This window comes from Streptomyces sp. NPDC001851 (genome assembly GCF_040297165.1).
Lineage (GTDB): Bacteria > Actinomycetota > Actinomycetes > Streptomycetales > Streptomycetaceae > Streptomyces.
In genome coordinates this window covers 25,837-47,497 of sequence record NZ_JBEOYR010000014.1, presented here as the reverse complement: position 1 = coordinate 47,497, position 21,661 = coordinate 25,837, and the positions used below count along the sequence as shown (strand labels likewise).

Genomic DNA, 21,661 nt, shown 5'->3' with positions numbered 1-21,661 from the left:
AGAACGACGGTAGCCGTGTCTCACGGATGGACGCAAGCCGTACCATGAGAGCCATGACGGAGACCGCACCCGCCGAGCCCCTGGAACCGGCCGTTGCGCCCGCGCCCGGCGCCGAGCAGCACCTGGCCCTCGACTTCGCCAACAGCGCTCCCGCGCTGCCCGGTGGCCATGTGCTCGATCTGCTCGGAACCCCCGCCGCCGCGAACCGCTGGCTGGCCGAACGCGGCCTCGCCCCCGCCGACGCCGGGCTGCGGGAGACGTGCGTGGCGCAGCTGCGCTCCCTGCGCGAGCAGGTCCGCGCCCTGATCGCGTCCCGGGTCGACGGCCACCCGGCCCCGGCCGGAGCACTGGCCGCCGTCAACGAGGCGATGACCAAGGCCCCGGCCACCCCCCTGCTGCGCTGGGACTCCCTGCGCGGCCTGCACCGCGCCACCTCCCACCCCACCACCCAGATCCTCGAACACGCCCTCGCCGCCCTCGCCGCCGACGCCGCCGACCTGCTCACCGGCCCCGACGCCGACCGCCTCACCGCCTGCGGCTCCGCCCCCTGCAACCGCTATCTGCTCCGCCACGGCCGCCGGCACTGGTGCTCCACCCGCTGCGGCGACCGCGCCCGTGCGGCGCGCGCCTACGCCCGCCGCACGGGGCGGGCCGAGGAGGACCGAGGAGGACCGGGCGGCCTGGCGGCCGGGCGGGGACTGCCGGGGCACTAGCGGTAGGGCGCCTGGTCGGTGAGTGAGGCGGCCACCCGAATCCACACCATGAACTGGCAGTACAGCGAGGGGAGTTGACCGGTCGCACGGGTCGTGCGGCTGTCGTCGGCCGCCACGCCCGGGATGCCGAGGAGGGTGGCGGCGACGGAGGCGGACTGCCAGCGGACGGTGAGGACGGCCTCGGCGGCAACGGCCCCGGGGCGGCGCGGGGCCTCGCTCAGGGCCGCCGCCACGCCCTCCTCGATGGCCCTGCGCGCCTCCGCCTCCGGCCGCAGCTCGGCGGCGAACCGGCCGTGGGCGTACTTCACGGGCACCGTGACGACGGACGCGTCCCACGCCGCCATCTCCGCGCACGCCACGTCGTCACCCGTGAGGGCCGCCACGGGCACCCCCAGGGCCGCCGCGGTGGCATGGGCGAGCCCGAATCTCACCGACCGGCCGGCCGTCCAGCCGCATGTCCTCGATCTCGTGCCCCATGAAGCTGTGGCTGAGCACGCCCGGGGCGCCGGCCCGGGAGTGGTGGCCGACACGCAGCGCGGCGTCGTACTCCCCGGTCAGGCCCTCCAGCATGCCCATCTGCTCGGGCTTGCCCCGTATCAGCCGGACGGCCGGGTGCAGCGCCTCGGGCAGCAGGTTGCGCACCGGCCCGTGGGCGTCGTTGACGACGATGTCCTCGGCGCCCGCCGCCAGCGCGCCCCGCACGGCCGCGTTCACGTCCTCGGCCATCATGGAACGGCCGCGCTCGCAGTCCCGGCCACCTCGGCTGTACGTCGCCGGCGTCCACGAGCCCGGTGACGCCTTCCATGTCCACGCTGAGGTATATGCGCACGGCGTCGACCCCAGCGACCCTACGTATTGTAGGTTCCCAACCGTGAGCGGCCCCGCGCCTGTTCACCTGTCTGTTCATCGGGGGACCCCTTGCAGGACACGGAAACGGAAGCCGGAGGCGCGGCCTGCGCACACGGTCTCGCGCCGACCCTGACCCTGCTGGCCGTCAGCCTCCTCGTCGCCGCCGTCGGCGTGTACCAGCTCTGCGGCTTCGGCCTGCACAGCCTCGACCGGCGCCCGCACCTGTTCAGCGACGGCCTCGCCACCGGCGGGGTGATCGTCGCCGCGGTCGCGGCCGGCGCGGCGGTGGGCAACCTGGCCTGGCACCTGGTGACGACCCGGCGCGACAGGGAAAGGACCGGGTAAGAGACGCGGCACGGGAAGGGGTTGGGTAAGAGCCGGGGCAGGGCAGGGAGCCGGGTAGGAGCCGATGCCGGTACCCTCCCGGTACAGAGGAACACCGCCCTACGAGCTGTAGGGTGATCATCCGTCCCGTCCCTTCCCACCCAAGGTGACCAGTCACCATGCCCGCTCAGCAGTCGACCCTGACCGCCGCGAAGATCCCCGGTCAGCGCGGTACACGCCGCGAGTTCCGGATGCCCGTCCCCAGCCCCCGGCTGCGCGCGGGAGCCGCCTCGGCCACCGTGTGGTACCTGCGGCTGATCGCCGTCTTCAACATCATCGCGGTGATGTCGCTGCCGTTCCGCAAAGAGGTGGAGGAACACAACGACGGCAAGCTCTTCACCGCCCGCCATGTGCACGCGCACGCCCACCACTCCGGCCAGTTCTTCACCCCGTACCTGGCCACCGCCGGCCTCGCCTCGGCCGCGGCGGCGATCTTCCTGGCGCTGGTGATGCGGCGCGGGAAGCGGGCCGGGTGGGTGGTCAACATACTGCTCGCCGGCCCGCTGTTCGCGCTCTACGTCCTCGCCCTCACCCAGCACCCGTTCCGCGACCACGTCTTCAACTGGGTCTCCACCGCCCTCACCGGCCTCTTCGTGGCCGCGCTGCTGATCGGCCGCCGGGAGTTCAACGCCGTCGGCGACCCGTCCAACCCGAAGCTGGCACTGGCCGTCGGCGCCGGCGGAATCCTGGTGACCGGCGGACTCGGCACCCTGCTCGTGCACGCCACCAACACGCTGACCGGCGCCACCCTGTTCGACGAGCTGGCCTACACCCTGCTGCGCGGCATCAGCGTCGGCCCGCTCGCCGACCGGGTCGACTCCGTGCACGCGCCCCGCTGGGCCGACATCATCATCAACATCCTGCTCGCCGCGGCCTTCTGCATGGTCCTGTACGCCTGCTTCCGCTCCCCGCGCGGCCGCCGGCTCCTCACCTCGGACGACGAGGAGAAGCTGCGCGCGCTGCTCGACAAGCACGGCGCCCGTGACTCCCTCGGCTATTTCGCGCTGCGCCGCGACAAGGCCGCCATCTTCTCCCCCACCGGCAAGGCCGCCGTGACCTACCGTGTCGTCGGCGCGGTCTCCCTCGCCTCCGGGGATCCGATCGGCGACCCCGAGGCGTGGCCCGGCGCCATCGACGCGTGGCTCAGCGAGGCCCGCCGGCACGCCTGGACCCCGGCCGTCATGGGCGCGAGCGAGGAGGCCGGCACGATCTACGCCCGGCACGGCCTGGACGCGCTCGAACTCGGCGACGAGGCGATCGTGGACATCTCCGAATTCACCCTCGACGGCCGTGCCATGCGCGTGGTCCGCCAGGCCCACAACCGGGTCAAGCGGGCCGGGTACACGGTCCGCATCCGCCGCCACGAGGACATCCCCGCCGACGAGCTGGCCCTCCTCATCGACCGCGCCGACCGCTGGCGCGACGGCGCCACCGAGCGCGGCTTCTCCATGGCCCTCGGCCGCCTCGGCGACCCGGCGGACGGCCGCTGCGTGATGCTGGAGTGCCGCGACGCGGACGACGAGCCGCGTGCCCTGCTCAGCTTCGTCCCGTGGGGCGAGCACGGCCTGTCCCTGGACCTGATGCGCCGCGACCGCGACTGCGAGAACGGCCTGATGGAGTACATGGTCGTGGAACTCCTGCTGCAGGCGAAGGAGCTGGGCATCAAGCGGGTGTCGCTGAACTTCGCGATGTTCCGCTCGGTCTTCGAACGCGGCGCCCGCCTCGGCGCGGGCCCCGTCCTGCGCCTGTGGCGCTCCACCCTGACCTTCTTCTCCCGCTGGTGGCAGATCGAGTCCCTCTACCGGGCCAACGCCAAGTACCGCCCCGTCTGGGAACCCCGCTTCCTGCTGTTCGCCAAGAGCAGCGACATCCCGAGGATCGGCCTGGCGAGCGCCCGGGCGGAGGGCTTCCTGGAGCTGCCGGGTCTGGGCGGCCGCCGGCCGTAGGACGGCGTGCGGCAGGCTCGTGCCGAGCTCGTCCAGAGCTCGTGCGGCAGGCTACGGTGCGACGGTGGTGCGGCGGCTGCGGCTCCCCAGGGGGCTCAGCCGCCCACCGTGAACCCGATCACCGCTCCGCCCCCCTCCCGCCGGAAGGCGAACGGCGCTCCGCCATGCGCCATGGCGACCTCCCGCACGATGGACAACCCCAGCCCCGACCCCGGCAGGGACCTCGCGTCGGCGGCGCGGTAGAAGCGGTCGAAGATCCGGATCAGGTCGCCCTCGGCGATCCCGGGTCCCCGGTCCCGCACCTCCACCCGCACGGTCCCCGGCCGGCCCGGCCCGGTGATGACGACCTCGATGGGCGCCTTCCCGGCGCGGTCGAACTTGGCCGCGTTCTCCACCAGGTTGGACATGGCCCGCTGCAGCATCCCGGGCCGCCCGTCGGTCGTCGTGTCGCCGCTCGCGCGCAGCACGATCTCCCGCCCGGTACGGCGCTTGGCCAGCCCCACGACGTCCTCGGCGATGTCGGCGATGTCCACCCGCTGCGGCGGCTCGGTGTCGGACTGCCCGGCGGCCAGGTCGACCAGCTCGTTGACCAGGTCGGTCAGTTCCCGCGCCTCCTGGCCGAGGTCGGCGACCAGCTCCTCCCGCGTGTCGGGGGGCAGCTCGTCGATCCGGCGGAGCAGCGAGATGTTCGTACGCAGCGACGTCAGCGGGGTGCGCAGCTCGTGGCCCGCGTCCTGCACCAGCCGCCGCTGGTCCTCCTCGGACTGGGCGAGCCGGCCCAGCATCCGGTCGAAGGCACGCCCCAGCCGGCCCACCTCGTCCAGGCCCGCCACCGGCACCTCGATGCCCAGCTGGCGGGTGCGGGCCACGTCCTCCGCCGCGGAGGTGAGGACCACCAGGCGCCGGGTGATCCGGCGGGCCAGCCACCAGCCGAACAGGCCGGCCGCCACCACGACCGCCGCCATCAGGATCAGCGTGCGCTGCTGCAGCGCCCGCAGCAGGTCCTCGGTGTCGCTGAACTCCTGCGCGACCTGCACCGCGCCCCGCCCGTCGCCGAGCGAGATCGTGGCGACGCGGAACAGATCCGTGTCCACGAGGACGTCCTTGTGCTCGACCACCTTCCCGGCCGTCACCGCGAGCGCCATGGCCTTGTCGCGGGAGGTGACGGGCAGGCTCGGGTTGCCGTGGTCGACGATCTGGCCCTGGGCGCCGAGCACCTGCACATCGGTGCGGGCGGGCCGGACCAGGTCGTGCCCGGGACGGGAGGAGGAGAAGTCCTCGGGGACCATCTCGTGCTGCCGCACCTCGTCCCGCACGTCCTGCACGACCTGGCTGAACACCGACTGCTGGTCGACCCGGACCAGCCGCGCGGCGGAGCCGTACGACAGGATGCCGACGAGGATGGTGACGGCGGCGGTGACCGCCGCGAAGGAGACGGCGAACGTGGTGCGCAGGGACACCAGCTTGGGCCGGCCCGGGGCCAGCAGCCGCCGCAGCCGGCCCACCTAGTCCTCCCGGAGCACGTAACCCACGCCCCGCACGGTGTGGATCAGCTGCGGGGCGCCCGGCTCGTCCAGCTTGCGGCGCAGATAGCCGACGTAGACGGCGAGGTTCTTGGAGCCGGGCCCGAAGTCGTAGCCCCAGATCCGGTCGTAGATCGTCGAGTGGTCGAGGACGATGCCGGCGTTGCGCACGAGCAGTTCCAGCAGCTCGAACTCGGTGCGGGTCAGCTCCAGCTCGCGCTTGCCGCGCCAGGCCCGGCGGGCCTGGAGGTCCATGCGGATGCCGGCGGCCTCCACCTGCCGGTCGGGCAGCTGGGCGTCCCGGCCGCCGGCCTCGGCGCCGCCCGCGCCGCCGTTGCCGCCGGCGGGCACCGGGCTGGTCCGGCGCAGCAGGGCGCGCAGCCGGGCGAAGACCTCCTCGACGTCGAAGGGCTTGACCACGTAGTCGTCGGCGCCGGCGTCCAGACCCGCGATGCGGTCGGCGGTCTCGACGAGGGCGGTGAGCATGAGGATCGGCGTGCGGTTGCCCTCGGCGCGCAGCACCCGGCACACCTGGAGCCCGTCGATGCCCGGCATCATCACGTCGAGCACGAGGACGTCCGGCGGGGTCTTGTGGGCCTGTGCCAGCGCCTCGACGCCGTCGGCCACCGCCGTCACCTCGTACCCTTCCAGGGTCAGGGCACGCTCCAGGGCGTGGCGGATGGCACGGTCGTCTTCAGCGAGCAGCACAGTCTGGGACACGCCCCCAGTTTGCCAAGGGGTCCGGCGGTTCGGCCGGGGCGGGCGGACCTACGATCACCCTTTTTACCCGCCTCTCACCGTCACAGGGGCAACCCGGCCCCGGGTTCTACCGTCTTCTCACCGAGTGCCGCGAGCTGCTCCTCGAAGGGCACGACCTCGAACCGGCCGGGGGTGTCCGCCCCGGTCGCCGACGGCCCGGCCAGCAGGGCGGCCAGCTCCCCGGCCGCGCGCTCGATCCGCCCCGCGAGCCCCTGCTCGCCCCAGTCCTCGGACGCGGCGTAGACACCGGTCGGCACGACGACGGCCCGCAGGTGGGCGAAGAGCGGCCGCAGGGCGTGCTCCAGCACCAGCGAGTGGCGGGCCGTACCGCCGGTGGCGGCGATCAGCACCGGCTTGCCCACCAGCGCGTCCTTGTCGAGGACGTCGAAGAACGACTTGAACAGCCCGCTGTACGAGGCGGAGAACACCGGGGTGACCACGATCAGCCCGTCGGCCCCCGCCACCGCGTCCTGCGCGGCGGCGAGCGCCCCGCCCGGGAACCCGTTGGTGAAGGCGTGCGCGATCTGCACCGCGAGGTCCCGCAGCTCGACCACCTGGATGCCGGCCGGCGTCCGCCGGTCCACCGCGGCGGCCAGCCGGTCGGCCAGCAGCCGGGTGGAGGACGGGACGCCCAGTCCCGCGGACACGACGACGAGCTTCATACGGCGGTCACCTCCTGGGACGCCTTCAGGGAAGCGTGGGTGGGCGCCTCGGGCACGTCCGCCGGACGGCCGTTCGCGAACTCCTCGCGCAGCACCGGTACGACCTCCTCGCCGAGCAGGTCGAGCTGCTCCAGCACGGTCTTCAGCGGCAGCCCCGCGTGGTCCATCAGGAACAGCTGGCGCTGGTAGTCACCGGCGTACTCGCGGAAGGACAGCGTCCTGTCGATGACCTGCTGCGGGGAGCCGACGGTCAGCGGGGTCTGCTCGGTGAACTCCTCCAGCGAGGGCCCGTGGCCGTAGACCGGCGCGTTGTCGAAGTACGGCCGGAACTCGCGCACGGCGTCCTGCGAGTTCCTCCGCATGAACACCTGGCCGCCCAGTCCGACGATCGCCTGTTCGGGCGTGCCGTGCCCGTAGTGGGCGTACCGGGTCCGGTACAGCTCGACCATCCGCCTGGTGTGGTCGGCCGGCCAGAAGATGTTGTTGTGGAAGAAGCCGTCGCCGTAGTAGGCCGCCTGCTCGGCGATCTCCGGGGAGCGGATCGACCCGTGCCAGACGAAGGGCGGTACGCCGTCCAGCGGGCGCGGGGTGGAGGTGAAGCCCTGCAGCGGCGTGCGGAACTTCCCCTCCCAGTCCACGACGTCCTCGCGCCACAGCCGGCGCAGCAGCGCGTAGTTCTCGATGGCGAGGCTGATGCCCTGCCGGATGTCCTGGCCGAACCAGGGGTAGACCGGCCCGGTGTTGCCGCGGCCCGTCATCAGGTCCACGCGCCCGTCGGCCAGGTGCTGGAGCATCGCGAAGTCCTCCGCGATCTTCACCGGGTCGTTGGTGGTGATCAGGGTGGTGGAGGTGGAGAGGATCAGCCTCTCCGTCCGCGCCGCGATGTAGCCGAGCATCGTGGTCGGGGACGACGGCACGAACGGCGGGTTGTGGTGCTCACCGGTGGCGAAGACGTCCAGGCCGACCTCCTCGGCCTTCAGCGCGATGGCGACCATGGCCTTGATGCGCTCCGCCTCGGTCGGCGCACGCCCCGTGGTGGGGTCCGGCGTGACGTCGCCGACCGTGAAGATCCCGAACTGCATGGTCTTCATCCTCCAGGTTGTTGACTATTCAACTACGCTCGTCGAACAGTCCCCCCGGGCGCGTTATTCCACCGGCCCGGAGCCCTCAGGGCACCAGCACCAACCGGCCCCGCACCCCGCCCCCGGCCAGCCGGGCATGCGCCTTGGCCGCGTCGTCCAAGGCATAGGTCTCCGCCACCCGCAGGGTCAGCACCCCCTCGTCCACCAGCCGGACCAGCTCCGCCAGCTGCACCCCGTCCGGGCGGACCCCCACCGCGTCGGTGCGCACCCCGCGCACCGGACCGGGGTGGGCGCCCGGCCGGACCCCGACGTACACACCCCCGTCCCGCACCCACTCCAGGGCCGGCTCACCGAGCACCGCCGCGTCCAGCACCGCGTCCACACCGCCGGGCTCGACCCCGTCGACCGTGAAGTGCGCGGCACCCAGCGAGCGCACCAGTTCCTCGTCGCCCGCACGGGCCTGCCCGGTGACCTCGATCCCCCGACGGGCGGCCAGCTGCACGGCGAACCCGCCGACCGCGCCCGCCGCACCGGTCACCAGCAGGGACCCGCCCGGCGCGAGCTCCAGCAGGTCCAGGGCCTGCAGCGCGGTCAGCCCGTTCAGCGGCAGGGTGCCCGCGTGCACCGGGTCCACCGAGGCCGGCGCCTTGGCCACGGCGTCCGCGTCCACGACGACGTACTCGGCGTGCGCCCCCAGCGGGTCGGCCACCCCCGGCACCAGCGCCACCACCGGGTCACCGACCTGCCAGGCGGCGGCCACCCCCACCGCGTCCACCGTGCCGGCCACGTCCCAGCCGAGCCCCAGCGTCCGGTCGGGCCCGCCGAAGAAGCCGGCCCGCACGGCCGCGTCCACCGGGTTCAGCGCACCGGCCGCGACCTTGATCCGCACCTGCCCCGCCCCCGGCTCGGGCACCGCCACGTCCGCGACCTCCACGACCTCCGGCCCGCCGAACGTCCGCACCACCACAGCACGCATGTCAACTCTCCTGATCCACAAGGTGTTTGATGCCCTTCGCGGCGGTTTCCCCGCCCGCAGCACCAACCCTAGGAGAGGTACTATCTCTCAGTAAGTAGTTACCTGTGAGTGCGTTGGTGACCCGAAGGAGAGCCCATGGCGACCATGACCGCGGCCGAGCGCCGCGAACAGGCACGGATCGAGTACGACGCCTTCCTCCGCAGCTGCCCGAGCCACCAGCTGCTCGGCCGCCTCAGCGACAAGTGGGTCGGTCTGGTCATCGCCGCCCTGTCCAGCGGATCCCTTCGCTACAGCGACCTCGGCCGCAGGATCCCGGGCGTCAGCCCCAAGATGCTCACCCAGACCCTGCGCAGCCTCGAACGGGACGGCATCATCGACCGCGCGGTCACCCCGTCCGTCCCGGTCCGCGTCGACTACGAACTCACCCCGCTCGGCACCAGCCTCGCCGGCCTGCTGACAGCCGTGAAGGACTGGGCGGAGACCCACTTCGAGGAGGTACGAGCGGCCCGCGAACGCTACGACGCCGAGGACACCGCCTGAGCCCCGGCAGCCCCGCATGCGAAGCTGCTGCGCATGTCGATCCTCCGCTCCGCCGCCCTCTTCGTCGTCGCCGCCCTCTTCGAGATCGGCGGCGCCTGGCTGATCTGGCAGGGCGTGCGCGAGCACCGTGGCTGGCTGTGGATGACCGGCGGCGTCCTGGCACTCGGCGCGTACGGCTTCGTCGCCACCTTCCAGCCGGACGCCCACTTCGGCCGCATCCTGGCGGCGTACGGCGGGATCTTCGTGGCGGGCTCGCTCCTGTGGGGCGTCGTCGCCGACGGCTACCGCCCCGACCGCTACGACATCACCGGCGCGCTGATCTGCCTCGCCGGCATGGCCGTGATCATGTGGGCGCCGAGGAACGGCGGTTGAGCCTCACTTACGCTGGGCTGAGCCGTACCGTTCGCGCCACCGGATCACAGGAGCTGCCCATGACCCCCGCCTCCCGCATCGCCGTCGTCACCGGGGCGAGCAGCGGTATCGGCGCCGCCACGGCCCGGCAGCTCGCGGAGGCCGGCTACCGCGTCGTCCTCACCGCCCGCCGCAAGGACCGTATCGAGGCGCTGGCGGAGGAGCTGACCAAGGCGGGCCACTCGGCCGTGGCCTACCAGCTGGACGTCACCGACCGCGCGGCCGTCGACGAGTTCGCCACGGCGTTCCAGACGATCGGCGTCCTGGTCAACAACGCGGGCGGCGCCCTCGGCGCGGACCCGGTGGCCACCGGCGACCCGGCGGACTGGCGCACGATGTACGAGACGAACGTCATCGGCACCCTGAACCTCACCCAGGCCCTGCTGCCGAAGCTGGTGGCGAGCGGCGACGGCGTGGTCGTCGTCGTGTCCTCCACCGCCGGGCTCAGCACGTACGAGGGCGGCGCCGGCTATGTCGCCGCCAAGCACGGCGCGCACGTCCTCGCCGAGACCCTCCGCCTGGAGATCGTCGGCCAGCCGGTCCGCGTCATCGAGATCGCGCCCGGCATGGTCAAGACGGAGGAGTTCGCCCTGACCCGCTTCGCCGGCGACAAGGAGCGGGCGGAGAAGGTCTACCAGGGCGTCGCCGAGCCCCTCACCGCGGACGACGTGGCCGAGACCATCACCTGGGCGGTCACCCGCCCCAGCCACGTCAACGTCGACCTCCTGGTCCTCCGCCCCCGCGCCCAGGCGTCCAACACCAAGGTCCACCGGGAACTGTGATGCCCGAATCCCCCGAGAGCCCCGACTCCCTGGAGAGGGCTCGTCTGGCCCAGGAGACCAAGGACGAACGCAAGGTCTGGTACTTCCTGGGCTACTTCCTCTTCGGCATCCACATCGTGGCGTTCGTGATGATCTACGCCGTACGGCACGCCCGATGACCGAGGCCGTCCGGGGAGGGGCGCGGCGGCGGTGTCGGTCAGCTGTCGGGGGGCCATCGGTCCGGTGTCGCCGGCTTGTCGGCGTGGGCTGACACCTTCGGAGAGACGGCCGGCCGGAGCTCACCGGGCGGCCCCGATCCCGAGGAGTCACCATGCACACCCGCGTCACGATCATCGGCGCCGGACTCGGCGGACTCACGCTGGCCCGTGTCCTGCACGTCCACGGCATCCAGGCCACGGTCTACGAGGCCGAGTCCTCCCCGACGGCGCGCACGCAGGGCGGGCTGCTCGACATCCACGACTACAACGGTCAGCTCGCCCTCAAGGCGGCCGACCTGATGGACGAGTTCCACGCCATCGTCCTGGAGGGCCGCCAGGCGATGCGGGTCATCGACCCGGACGGCACCGTCCTGCTCGACCGGGCCGACGACGGCACGGGCGGACGCCCCGAGGTGCGGCGCGGCGAGCTCCGACGGATCCTGCTCGACTCGCTCCCGGCCGGCACCGTCCGGTGGGGACACAAGGTCAGCAGCGTCCGTGCCCTCGGCGAGGGCCGCCACGAGGTGACGTTCGCCGACGGCGGCACCGTCGTCGCCGGCCTGCTGGTCGGCGCGGACGGCGCGTGGTCACGGGTCCGGCCGCTGCTCTCCGACGCGGTACCCGAGTACACCGGCACGTCGTTCGTCGAGACCTACCTGTTCGACGCCGACACGCGGCACCCTGCCGCCGCGAAGGCGGTCGGCGGCGGGGCGATGATCGCGCCCGCGCCGGGCAGGCAGATCTTCGCGCACCGGGAAAGCGGCGACACCCTGCACGCCTACGTGGCGCTGGAGAAGCCGCAGGACTGGTTCGCCGCCATCGATTTCACCGATGCCGCCGCCTCGCTCAGGCTGATCGCAGGGGAGTTCGACGGCTGGGCACCGGAGCTCACCACTCTGATCACCGACAGCGACACCGTGCCCGTCCCGCGCCCCTACCACGCCCTGCCGACCGGGCACCGCTGGGACCGGGTGCCGGGGGTGACCCTGCTCGGCGACGCCGCCCACCTCTCGGTCACCAAGGGCGAGGGCGCCAACCTGGCCATGCTCGACGGCGCCGAACTCGGCAGGGCCCTCGCCGCGCACCCCGGCGACACCGAGGCCGCGCTCACCGAGTACGAGGAGGCCATGTTCCCCCGCAGCACCGAGGCCGCTCGTGACGGTGCCGAAATCCTCCGGATCGACACAGCCCAAGGCCTGATCGCGATGTTCAGGGAAGACATGTCCGACGAAGACGGGAAGGGCCGATGAGCCACTCGCGTTCCCGCCGCCCGGGCGCCTGCGCCGGTCACTGACCCGAAGGGCGGAGCTCCCGCGACCGGGGGCCCCGCACCGTCAGCCCTTGACGCAGACGACCTGCTTCAGCTTCGCGACGACCTCCACCAAGTCGCGCTGCTGGTCGATGACCTGGTCGATCGACTTGTAGGCGCCCGGGATCTCGTCCACCACGCCGGAGTCCTTGCGGCACTCCACGCCCCGGGTCTGCTCCTCCAGGTCCCTGGTCGAGAAGCGCTTCTTCGCCGCGTTACGGCTCATCCGCCGGCCGGCGCCGTGCGAGGCCGAGTTGAAGGCCTTGTCGTTGCCGAGGCCCTTCACGATGTACGAGCCCGTGCCCATCGAGCCCGGGATGATCCCGTACTCGCCCGAGCCGGCCCGGATCGCGCCCTTACGGGTCACGAGCAGGTCCATGCCGTCGTACCGCTCCTGCGCCACGTAGTTGTGGTGGCAGGAGATCTCCGGCTCGAAGACCGGCTTGACCTTCTTGAACTCCTTGCGGATCACGTCCTTCAGCAGCGCCATCATCAGCGTGCGGTTGTACTTGGCGTACTCCTGCGCCCAGAACAGGTCGTTGCGGTAGGCCGCCATCTGCGGGGTGTCCGAGACGAAGACCGCCAGGTCACGGTCGACCAGGCCCTGGTTGTGCGGGAGCTTCTGGGCCACGCCGATGTGGTGCTCGGCGAGTTCCTTGCCGATGTTGCGGGAGCCGGAGTGGAGCATCAGCCAGACGGCACCGGTCGTGTCCGTGCAGACCTCGATGAAGTGGTTGCCGCTCCCCAGCGTCCCCATCTGCTTCGAGGCGCGCTCGAAACGGAACCTGACCGATTCCGCCACCCCGTCGAACCGCCCCCAGAAGTCCGCCCACCCGGCCGTGGCGAGCCCATGGAAGTCCCCCGGCTCCACGGGATCCTCGTGCATCCCCCGCCCCACCGGAATCGCCTGCTCGATCTTCGACCGCAGCCGCGACAGATCCCCCGGCAGGTCATGGGCCGTCAGCGACGTCTTCACCGCCGACATCCCGCACCCGATGTCCACGCCGACCGCCGCCGGACACACCGCGCCCTGCATCGCGATGACCGAGCCGACCGTCGCGCCCTTGCCGTAGTGCACGTCCGGCATCACGGCCAGGCCCTTGATCCACGGCAGGGTCGCCACGTTCTGGAGCTGGTGCAGAGCCACGTCCTCGACCGTCGCGGGGTCCGTCCACATCCGGATCGGGACCTTCGCGCCCGGTATCTCCACGTACGACATACGTTCCTCATTCCCCCGAAAACGACAACAAAGGCTTACACAAGTCTTATAGGCAGCAAAAGTCAAAAGAGGCGCCAAGGTCGGTGAAAAAGGACAAGGGACCGGCGGCCACGGCAGTGCGTGCGATACACATTGTCTCCAGGGGGCGCCCCGCTGCGGCAAGCGAATAACCAGCGGGGACACTGGAGCACCGAGCGAGCGCACACCCGAGAGGAGCCCGACCGTGCAGCGGAAGGCGTACGTATCCGGCACAGCCGCCCTCCTCGTGGCGCTGCTGGCCGGCTGCACGAGCGGCTCGGGCGGCGACAGCCCCACGGACAACGCCAACCCGGGCGACGCCGGCACCGCCACGACGGCCGCCCAGCCCGGCAAGTACCGCACGCTCCCCGAACCCTGCGGCGCGGTCGGCCACGACGCCCTGGACTCACTGCTGCCCGGTATCAAGCAGACCACCGACCCCGTCCAGCGGGACAAGGCCTACCAGGGCGAGGCCGAGCTCACCTACGACACGGACCGCAAGGTCGGCTGCCACTGGAAGGTGGAGTCCGCGAACGCCACCGACCGCCTCTCGGTCGACTTCGAGCGCGTGGTGTCGTACGACAACGCGGTCAGCGACGACGACCAGGCGCAGCAGCTGTTCGAGGACAAGGAGACGGCCGCCGACCTCCCCGAGCCGGGCAGCACCCCGGCGGCGGGCGGGACGCCCACGACCTCGCCGTCCACGTCCAGGTCCGGCGGCGCCCCCGCGTCCTCCCCCGCACCCTCCTCCTCGTCCTCGTCCTCGGCGAGCGGTGCCGTCTCTCCCTCCGGCTCCCCCTCCGGCTCCTCAGCCACCGGTTCCTCGCCCTCCGACTCCGCCTCCGCGGCCGATCTGCAGCCGCGGGTGCTGACCGATCTCGGTGACGAGGCGTATCTGGACGACCAGCTCGACTCGTCCGGTTCGACCGCCCAGCAGCGGACGGTGACTGTGGTGTTCCGCACGTCCAACGTCATCGTCACCCTCCAGTACGAGGAGCAGCCGACGGCCACCGGAACGGTCCCCGACAGCAAGGAAATGCAGGACAGGGCCCGTAATCTGGCCTCTCAACTGGCCGACGCGCTGGGCGGATGACGGTCCCCGGCGCCGCTCGCCCCGCCGCCCGCGAAACACCCGGACGCAAACCGCGCAGCTCCTTCACCGCGTACCGTGGCCCCGCAGGAACCCGCACGACCACCGAGCGTCATGAGTGAAGGAACCATGCAGCGAGCAGCCCAGCGAGACGACCGTGCCCAGCGTCACCAGCGAGCCAAGCACCTTCGCCGAGTTCTTCTCTGCGCGGCAGCCGTGCCCGCGGTGCTGATCACCGCCGCCTGTTCGTCGGGCTCGGGCGACTCCAAGGACAAGGGCGCCGGCAGCGGTGCGCGGCAGTCCGCGGGCGGCAGCGCGACGCCGTCGGCGAGCGCCTCCCCGACCGTGCAGGCGGCGGCGTACAAGAAGCTTCCCGACGCGTGCGCGGTGCTGTCGAAGAAGACCCTCGCGGATCTGGTGCCGAAGGGCGCCTCGTCCGGCAAGAAGGGCAGTTCGGACGATCCGTCGTCGCGTGCCTCCTGCTCCTGGAGCAGCCTGGACAACAACGGCGTGAAGGGCTCGCAGTTCCGCTGGCTGAACATCTCCCTGCTCCGCTTCGACTCGGACGCCGCGCGCGGCGCCGGTGACGCGCAGGCCCACACGTACTTCGGCCGGCAGGTCAAGGACGCCGAGGGCGTGGACGGCGCGAAGAACACCAAGGAGATCCCGCTGTCCGGCACGGGCGCGGAGGCGACGGCCGTGCGCTACGACCTGAAGAAGAAGGAGGGTCTCTTCAAGCAGCAGACGGTGGTCGCGCGGGTCGAGAACGTGGTCGTCACGCTCGACTACAACGGCGCCGGTCTCGCGGGCGAGAAGACCCCGGACGCGGACGAGATGACGAAGGCCGCGCAGGCGGCGATCAAGGAGGCGGTCGGCTCGGTGTCGTCCGCCAACGAGGGTTCCGCCTCGGACGGTTCGTCCTCGAAGTCGTCGGCCTCCCCGTCCCAGCCGTCGTCGAAGTCCCCTTCCGCGTCGCCGTCCAAGTCGTCCTCTTCCAGCGCTTCTCCGTCCAAGTCGGCCGCGAAGAAGGACTGAGCGAAGGCCCGAAGCCCCGACCGGTACGACGTTCGCCGTACGCGTGTGCCACCCTGTTGCGCGCAACAACAGGCAAGGGGAGGGGAGTACGAGTGGCCGCGCCACTGCAGCTGACTCGGATGCACCGCGTTCTCATCGGCGTGGTCGTGACCGGCGCCTTGATCATCGCCGGCATCGGCTTCGCCGGTTCCTACGCGGCCGTCCGAGCGCTGGCCATCAAGAAGGGCTTCGGGAACTTCTCCTATGTCTTCCCGATCGGCATCGACGCAGGCATCTGTGTCCTCCTGTCCCTGGACCTGCTGCTGACCTGGATCCGCATCCCCTTCCCGCTGCTGCGCCAGACGGCGTGGCTGCTGACGGCGGCGACGATCGCGTTCAACGGCGCCGCCGCCTGGCCGGACCCGCTGGGTGTCGGCATGCACGCGGTGATCCCGGTGCTGTTCGTGGTCGCGGTGGAGGCGGCCCGGCACGCGATCGGCCGCATAGCCGACATCACCGCCGACAAGCACATGGAGGGGGTCCGCCTCACCCGCTGGCTCCTCTCCCCGGTCCCCACGTTCCTGCTCTGGCGCCGGATGAAGCTGTGGGAGCTGCGCTCCTACGACCAGGTGATCAAGCTGGAGCAGGAGCGCCTCGTCTACCAGGCCCGGCTCCGCTCCCGCTTCGGCCGGGCCTGGCGCAGGAAGGCCCCGGTGGAGTCCCTGATGCCCCTCCGCCTGGCCCGCTACGGCGTCCCCCTGGCGGAAACGGCACCCGCGGGCCTGGCGGCGGCGGGCATCGAGCCGGCCCTCGTTCCGGCAGCCGCGGGCAGTCGTGCCGCTGGGGCGGCACGGGTGGGCGCGGCGGCGGCTCACAGCGAGCAGCGCCCGCAGTTGCCCGGCCAGAATCCCGGGCAGCCGGAAGACGCCCCGGTCGACGAAGAGAGCCCCTGGTTCCAGGCCCAGCGCCAGATCGAGTACCACGGCGGCTACGACCCCACCTACGACCCGATGATGCAGGAGCCCCAGTACGCCCCCGAGGAGCAGTACGGGGAGTGGTACGAGGAGCAGCCCCCGGAGCAGTTCCAGCAGCCCTCCCCGGAGGAGACCGGGAGCTTCCCCATCCCGGTGGGCCCCAACCGCACCCGCGAGCTGGGCGAGGGCGGCGGCTCCCCGGAGCCGGACGAGGAGGCCTACTACCAGGTCTTCCGCCAGTCGATCGACGGCAGCTTCCCCACCCCGCACCAGTTCAGCGAGGCCGTGGAGGCGACGTACAGCCTCAAGCTCCCCGCACGCGACGCCGACCGCATGGTCAAACGATTCACCAACCGCTTCAACGCGGAACTCGAAGAGAACCACATCGCATAGAGAAGTCGCATGAAAAAGGGGGCCCTCCGCCGAGGGCCCCCTTTCGTCACCGCTTACTCGCCGAGCAGGCGCCGCACCCGGTCCTGCCCCACCGCCAGCAGCAGCGTGGGCAGTCGCGGTCCCGTGTCCCGGCCGACCAGCAGGTGGTACAGCAGGGCGAAGAACGACCGCTGGGCCGTCTTGATCTCCGGCGGCAGCTCCTTGGGCGTGGCGTCGGCCGAGAACCCGGCCTGCACCTTCGGCACGCCGTACACGAGGTGGGTCAGGCCGTCGAGCGACCAGTGCTCGGCGAGCCCGTCGAGCAGCAGCCGTACCGACTGCTGGGAGGCCTCGTCGAGGGACTTCAGCAGCTCGGCGTCGGGCTCGTCGCGCACGATGGTCCGCTGGTCGGCGGGCACGTGCGTGTTGATCCAGGCCTCCGCCCTGTCGTACCGGGGCCGTGCCTCGTCCAGGGAGGCCAGCGGCTGCTCCGGGTCCAGCTCGGACAGGATCCGCAGCGCCTGGTCCTCGTGGCCGGCGGTGATGTCCGCGACGGACGCGAGCGTGCGGTACGGCAGCGGGCGCGGCGTCTTCGGCAGCTCACCGGCGGCCGTACCGACCGCGCGGGTGTACGCGGCGACGTCGGCCGGCAGCGCGGAGCCGTCGGCGACCTTCCCGGCGAGCTTGTCCCACTCGTCGTAGAGCCGCTGGATCTCCTGGTCGAAGGCGATCTTGAAGGACTGGTTGGGCCGGCGGCGGGCGTAGAGCCAGCGCAGGATCTGCGGCTCCATGATCTTCAGCGCGTCGCCGGGGGTCGGCACGCCGCCGCGCGACGAGGACATCTTCGCCATGCCGGAGATGCCCACGAAGGCGTACATGGGCCCGATGGGCTGCCTGCCGCCGAAGATCCCGACGATCTGCCCGCCGACCTGGAACGACGACCCCGGCGACGAGTGGTCCACACCGCTCGGCTCGAAGATCACGCCCTCGTACGCCCAGCGCATCGGCCAGTCGACCTTCCAGACCAGCTTGCCGCGGTTGAACTCGCTCAGCCGGACGGTCTCGGTGAAGCCGCACGCGGTGCACGTGTACGACAGCTCGGTGCTGTCGTCGTCGTAGGAGGTGACGGTCGTCAGGTCCTTGTCGCAGCTGCCGCAGTACGGCTTGTACGGGAAGTACCCGGCGGAGCCGGACGAGCCGTCGTCCTCGCTCGCCGCGCCCGAGCCCTCCTCGGCCTCCAGCTCGGCCTCGTCGACGGCCTTCTGCTGCTGCTTCTTCGGGGCCTTCTTCGTGCGGTACTGGGCGAGGATCGCATCGATGTCCCCACGGTGCTTCATGGCGTGCAGGATCTGCTCGCGGTAGGCGCCGGAGGTGTACTGCGCGGTCTGGCTGATCCCGTCGAACTCGACACCCAGCTCGGCCAGCGAGGCGATCATCGCGGCCTTGAAGTGCTCGGCCCAGTTCGCGTACGACGACCCCTTCGGCGCCGGCACCGAGGTCAGCGGCTTGCCGATGTGCTCGGCCCAGGACTCGTCGATCCCCGCGACGCCCGCCGGCACCTTCCGGTAGCGGTCGTAGTCGTCCCAGGAGATCAGGTGCCGGACCTGGTACCCGCGGCGGCGGATCTCGTCGGCGACCAGGTGCGGGGTCATGACCTCGCGGAGGTTGCCCAGGTGGATCGGGCCGGAGGGGGAGAGACCGGACGCGACGACGACCGGTTTGCCCGGGGCCCGGCGCTCCGATTCCTCGATGACCTCATCCGCGAAACGGGAGACCCAGTCGGTGGTCTCGGTGCTCTGAGCCACGATCGGCACGTCCTTCTTTCTGAACGGGGTGGCACTCCGTCTGATCGGGGTGACACCCCATTCTCACAGACCGGCTCGCGCCCGCGAAAACGGCTTTACCCGCCGTGGGATACTGGCTGGGTCTATCCATCCCCACGAGGAGAACGGCACCCCTTCCTATGGCCTCGGTCACGTCCCTCAGCGACTCCGTCCAGCAGCACCTCGCGTCCGCCCTCTCGGCCACCCTGCCCGAGGCCGCCGGCGCGGACCCGCTGCTGCGACGAAGCGACCGGGCCGACTTCCAGGCCAACGGCGTCCTGGCGCTGGCCAAGAAGGCGAAGGCGAACCCGCGGGAGCTGGCGGCGCAGGTCGTCTCCCAGGTGGTGACGGGTGACGAGCTGATCAAGGACGTCGAGGTCTCCGGCCCCGGCTTCCTGAACATCACGATCGCGGACCGGGCGATCACCGGGAACCTGGCCGCGCGGTACGCGGACGAGACGGGCCGCCTCGGTGTGCCGTACGCCGAGCACCCCGGCACCACGGTGATCGACTACGCCCAGCCGAACGTGGCGAAGGAGATGCACGTCGGTCACCTGCGGTCGGCCGTGATCGGCGACTCCGTCGTCCAGCTCCTTGAGTTCACCGGCGAGAACGTGGTCCGCCGGCACCACATCGGCGACTGGGGCACCCAGTTCGGCATGCTCATCCAGTACCTGGACGAGCACCCGCACGAGCTGGACCACAAGGAAGCCCAGGTGACGGGCGAGGAGGCGATGTCGAACCTCGACCGTCTCTACAAGGCCGCGCGGAAGAAATTCGACTCCGACGACGAGTTCAAGACGCGCGCCCGCCGCCGGGTGGTCGACCTCCAGGCCGGCGACCCGCACACGCTCGCCATGTGGCAGAAGTTCGTCGACGAGTCGAAGATCTACTTCTTCTCCGTCTTCGAGAAGCTGGACATGGAGATCCGGGACCCCGACATCGTCGGCGAGTCCGGTTACAACGACATGCTGGCCGAGACCTGCCGCCTCCTGGAGGAGTCCGGCGTGGCGGTCCGCAGCGAGGGCGCCCTCTGCGTCTTCTTCGAGGACATCAAGGGCCCGGACGGCAACCCGGTCCCGCTGATCGTCCAGAAGTCCGACGGCGGCTTCGGCTACGCGGCCACCGACCTCTCCGCGATCCGCGACCGCGTCTTCAACCTCAAGGCGAACACGCTCCTGTACGTGGTGGACGCCCGCCAGGCCCTGCACTTCAGGATGGTCTTCGAGACGGCGCGGCGGGCCGGCTGGCTGGGCGAGGACGTCACGGCGGTGCAGCTGGCCTTCGGCACGGTCCTCGGCAAGGACGGCAAGCCGTTCAAGACCCGTGAGGGCGAGACGGTCCGCCTGGTCGACCTCCTCGACGAGGCGATCGACCGCGCCTCGGCCGTCGTACGCGAGAAGGCCCAGGACCTCTCCGAGGAGGAGATCGCCGAGCGGGGCGCCCAGGTGGGCATCGGCGCGGTGAAGTACGCGGACCTGTCGACGTCGGCGAACCGCGACTACAAGTTCGACCTGGACCAGATGGTCTCGCTGAACGGCGACACGTCCGTCTACCTCCAGTACGCGTACGCCCGAATCCGGTCCATCCTCCGCAAGGCCGGCGAGACCCGCCCGGCCGCGCACCCGGAGCTGGCACTGGCCGACGCCGAGCGCGCCCTGGGCCTGCACGTGGACGCCTTCGCGCAGACGGTGGCGGAGGCGGCGGCGGAGTACGCCCCGCACAAGCTGGCCGCGTACCTCTACCAGCTGGCGTCCTTCTACACGACCTTCTACGACAAGTGCCCGGTCCTGAAGGCCGAGACGCCGGCGCAGGTGGAGAACCGCCTGTTCCTCTGCGACATCACGGCCCGCACCCTGCACCAGGGCATGGCCCTGCTGGGCATCCGGACGCCTGAGAAGCTCTGACGCACACCCTTCGGAGTCTGCGGAGCCGTGTCCCGTCTCCGCAGACTCTGACTCGCGGCCCGCGAGAGGCCGGCGGACACCGGCCCTCGACCGCCGCCTGCCCTGGCGCGCGCGTTCATCCCGCGTTCTCCTCGGCGAGCTCCAGGGCGCGGCGAGCCAGGGCCTGGCGTACCGCGTCCGGGGTGAGCACGCGCAGCGGTGTGCCCAGGCCGAGGAGGTAGCGGGCGAGGCCGTCCGGGTCGGGGCCGCCGATGTCGATCAGGGTGGCGTCCTCGCCGTCGGGGCGGTGGGTGCCGACCGTGGGCGGGACGAGGCGTAGCGCCTGGTCCAGGGGGAGGGGGAGGCGGATCGTCGCGGACAGGGGGTAGGGGCCGTTCGCGGTGTTGCGGGAGACCAGGAGGGCCGGGTCGGGTGCGTCGGTGAGGTCCGCCGGGTGGCCGGTGGGCCGGAGGCGGTCGACCCGGTCGGCGCGGAAGGTGCGCCACTGGCCCCGGGTCACGTCCCGAGCGACGAAGTACCAGCGCCGGCCCGTGTGGACGAGGCGGTAGGGGTCCACCTCCCGGACCGTGCTCCTGCCCTCCCCGTCCGTGTAGGACAGCCGGGCACGTTCACCTTGGCGGCAGGCGACCGCCAGTTCCAGCAGCAGGCCCGGTCTGATCCGGGGGCCGTCGGCCCCGGCCGTCCCCGGGAGGCGTACGAACGCGTCGTCCAGGTCGCCGAGGCGGTCCGCGATGCGCCGGGGCAGCACCTGGCGCAGCTTCAGCAGGGCCGAGAGGGCCGCCTGGTCGCCGCCGAGCGCGTCGCTCAGGGCGGCCTCGCGCAGGCCGACCGCCACCGCCAGCGCTTCCTCGTCGTCGAGGATGAGCGGCGGCACCCGGGATCCGGCGCGCAGGCGGTAACCGCCCCAGGGGCCGGCCCCGGAGTCCACGGAGTAGCCGAGGTCGCGCAGCCGTGCCACGTCCCGGCGGACCGTACGGTCCGTGACCTCCATGCGCTCCGCCAGTTCGGCGCAGGTCCAGGACGGGCGGGCGGACAGCAGGGAGAGCAGCCGCAGCAGGCGGGCGGATGAGCCGAGCACGGCCGAAGTCTGGCATGTCTCCGGCATGACCAG

20 protein-coding genes and 1 pseudogene are annotated in these 21,661 nt (G+C 71.7%); 12 read left to right on the top strand and 9 right to left on the bottom strand.

Translation table 11 applies throughout. The features are described from left to right. The first annotated feature begins 44 nt into the window (after nt 1–44). Nucleotides 45–713: a CGNR zinc finger domain-containing protein gene (locus ABT171_RS21535; protein WP_503075996.1), complete on the top strand. Its 669-nt coding sequence runs from the start codon at nt 45–47 to the stop codon at nt 711–713. Here ABT171_RS21535 and ABT171_RS21530 read toward each other — a convergent pair. Then, a pseudogene (locus ABT171_RS21530) lies at nt 710–1,542 on the bottom strand (M55 family metallopeptidase). The gene ABT171_RS21535 and the pseudogene ABT171_RS21530 sit on opposite strands and share 4 nt — an antisense overlap. 89 nt (nt 1,543–1,631) lie before the next feature. Here ABT171_RS21530 and ABT171_RS21525 point away from each other — a divergent pair. Beyond that, nucleotides 1,632–1,907, top strand: coding sequence for a hypothetical protein (locus tag ABT171_RS21525; protein WP_351246106.1), 276 nt, complete (start codon nt 1,632–1,634; stop codon nt 1,905–1,907). Between the two features lie 158 nt (nt 1,908–2,065). Then, on the top strand, nt 2,066–3,892 hold the full coding sequence (locus tag ABT171_RS21520; RefSeq protein ID WP_503075993.1) for a phosphatidylglycerol lysyltransferase domain-containing protein: 1,827 nt from the start codon (nt 2,066–2,068) through the stop codon (nt 3,890–3,892). A 95-nt stretch (nt 3,893–3,987) separates the two neighbouring features. Here ABT171_RS21520 and ABT171_RS21515 read toward each other — a convergent pair whose 3' ends face one another. From ABT171_RS21515 to ABT171_RS21495, 5 genes are all read right to left on the bottom strand, one after another. Next, entirely contained in the window at nt 3,988–5,397 is a 1,410-nt protein-coding gene (locus ABT171_RS21515) for a sensor histidine kinase (RefSeq protein ID WP_351246104.1), read from the bottom strand. After that, complete coding sequence (locus ABT171_RS21510; RefSeq protein ID WP_351246462.1) at nt 5,398–6,123, bottom strand: response regulator transcription factor; 726 nt, start codon at nt 6,121–6,123, stop codon at nt 5,398–5,400. It abuts the gene before it with no gap. A 92-nt stretch (nt 6,124–6,215) separates the two neighbouring features. Further along, a complete protein-coding gene (locus tag ABT171_RS21505; RefSeq protein WP_351246102.1) occupies nt 6,216–6,836 on the bottom strand; it encodes a CE1759 family FMN reductase in 621 nt (206 codons plus the stop codon). Beyond that, nucleotides 6,833–7,918, bottom strand: coding sequence for an LLM class flavin-dependent oxidoreductase (locus ABT171_RS21500; protein WP_351246101.1), 1,086 nt, complete (start codon nt 7,916–7,918; stop codon nt 6,833–6,835). The genes ABT171_RS21505 and ABT171_RS21500 overlap by 4 nt, the downstream gene beginning before the upstream one ends. An 85-nt stretch (nt 7,919–8,003) precedes the next feature. Beyond that, on the bottom strand, nt 8,004–8,894 hold the full coding sequence (locus ABT171_RS21495) for an NADP-dependent oxidoreductase (RefSeq protein WP_351246099.1): 891 nt from the start codon (nt 8,892–8,894) through the stop codon (nt 8,004–8,006). Nucleotides 8,895–9,029: 135 nt separating this feature from the next. Here ABT171_RS21495 and ABT171_RS21490 point away from each other — a divergent pair, with 135 nt between their 5' ends. From ABT171_RS21490 to ABT171_RS21470, 5 genes are all read left to right on the top strand, one after another. After that, nucleotides 9,030–9,434: a winged helix-turn-helix transcriptional regulator gene (locus tag ABT171_RS21490; protein WP_351246097.1), complete on the top strand. Its 405-nt coding sequence runs from the start codon at nt 9,030–9,032 to the stop codon at nt 9,432–9,434. A gap of 33 nt (nt 9,435–9,467) precedes the next feature. Next, a complete protein-coding gene (locus ABT171_RS21485) occupies nt 9,468–9,806 on the top strand; it encodes a YnfA family protein (RefSeq protein ID WP_351246095.1) in 339 nt (112 codons plus the stop codon). A gap of 59 nt (nt 9,807–9,865) precedes the next feature. Next, complete coding sequence (locus ABT171_RS21480) at nt 9,866–10,627, top strand: SDR family NAD(P)-dependent oxidoreductase (RefSeq protein ID WP_351246093.1); 762 nt, start codon at nt 9,866–9,868, stop codon at nt 10,625–10,627. After that, nucleotides 10,627–10,785, top strand: coding sequence for a hypothetical protein (locus tag ABT171_RS21475; protein ID WP_351246091.1), 159 nt, complete (start codon nt 10,627–10,629; stop codon nt 10,783–10,785). Before ABT171_RS21480 ends, ABT171_RS21475 begins: the two co-directional genes overlap by 1 nt. A gap of 152 nt (nt 10,786–10,937) precedes the next feature. Continuing rightward, complete coding sequence (locus tag ABT171_RS21470) at nt 10,938–12,074, top strand: FAD-dependent oxidoreductase (protein WP_351246089.1); 1,137 nt, start codon at nt 10,938–10,940, stop codon at nt 12,072–12,074. Between the two features lie 84 nt (nt 12,075–12,158). On the opposite strand, the gene ABT171_RS21465 is transcribed toward ABT171_RS21470, so the two are convergent. After that, nucleotides 12,159–13,352 carry an RtcB family protein gene (locus ABT171_RS21465; protein WP_351246087.1) on the bottom strand — a complete coding sequence of 398 codons (1,194 nt, stop codon included), beginning with the start codon at nt 13,350–13,352 and terminating at the stop codon, nt 12,159–12,161. Between the two features lie 223 nt (nt 13,353–13,575). Here ABT171_RS21465 and ABT171_RS21460 point away from each other — a divergent pair, with 223 nt between their 5' ends. From ABT171_RS21460 to ABT171_RS21450, 3 genes are all read left to right on the top strand, one after another. Beyond that, entirely contained in the window at nt 13,576–14,463 is an 888-nt protein-coding gene (locus ABT171_RS21460; protein ID WP_351246085.1) for a DUF3558 domain-containing protein, read from the top strand. 111 nt (nt 14,464–14,574) lie between these two features. Beyond that, a complete protein-coding gene (locus ABT171_RS21455) occupies nt 14,575–15,495 on the top strand; it encodes a DUF3558 family protein (RefSeq protein ID WP_351246083.1) in 921 nt (306 codons plus the stop codon). A gap of 92 nt (nt 15,496–15,587) precedes the next feature. Next, the gene (locus ABT171_RS21450) at nt 15,588–16,841 is read left to right on the top strand and encodes a DUF2637 domain-containing protein (protein ID WP_351246081.1); all 1,254 of its coding nucleotides are present in this window, start codon (nt 15,588–15,590) and stop codon (nt 16,839–16,841) included. Nucleotides 16,842–16,894: 53 nt separating this feature from the next. On the opposite strand, the gene lysS is transcribed toward ABT171_RS21450, so the two are convergent. Continuing rightward, the gene (gene lysS, locus ABT171_RS21445) at nt 16,895–18,634 is read right to left on the bottom strand and encodes a lysine--tRNA ligase (protein WP_351246079.1); all 1,740 of its coding nucleotides are present in this window, start codon (nt 18,632–18,634) and stop codon (nt 16,895–16,897) included. Nucleotides 18,635–18,783: 149 nt separating this feature from the next. On the opposite strand from lysS, the gene argS reads away from it, so the two are divergent. Further along, nucleotides 18,784–20,550, top strand: a complete 1,767-nt coding sequence (gene argS, locus ABT171_RS21440; RefSeq protein WP_351246077.1) for an arginine--tRNA ligase — start codon at nt 18,784–18,786, stop codon at nt 20,548–20,550. 115 nt (nt 20,551–20,665) lie between these two features. On the opposite strand, the gene ABT171_RS21435 is transcribed toward argS, so the two are convergent. Then, nucleotides 20,666–21,628 (bottom strand): helix-turn-helix transcriptional regulator, encoded by a 963-nt coding sequence (locus ABT171_RS21435; protein WP_351246075.1) that lies wholly within the window; start codon nt 21,626–21,628, stop codon nt 20,666–20,668. Nucleotides 21,629–21,661: the final 33 nt, after the last annotated feature.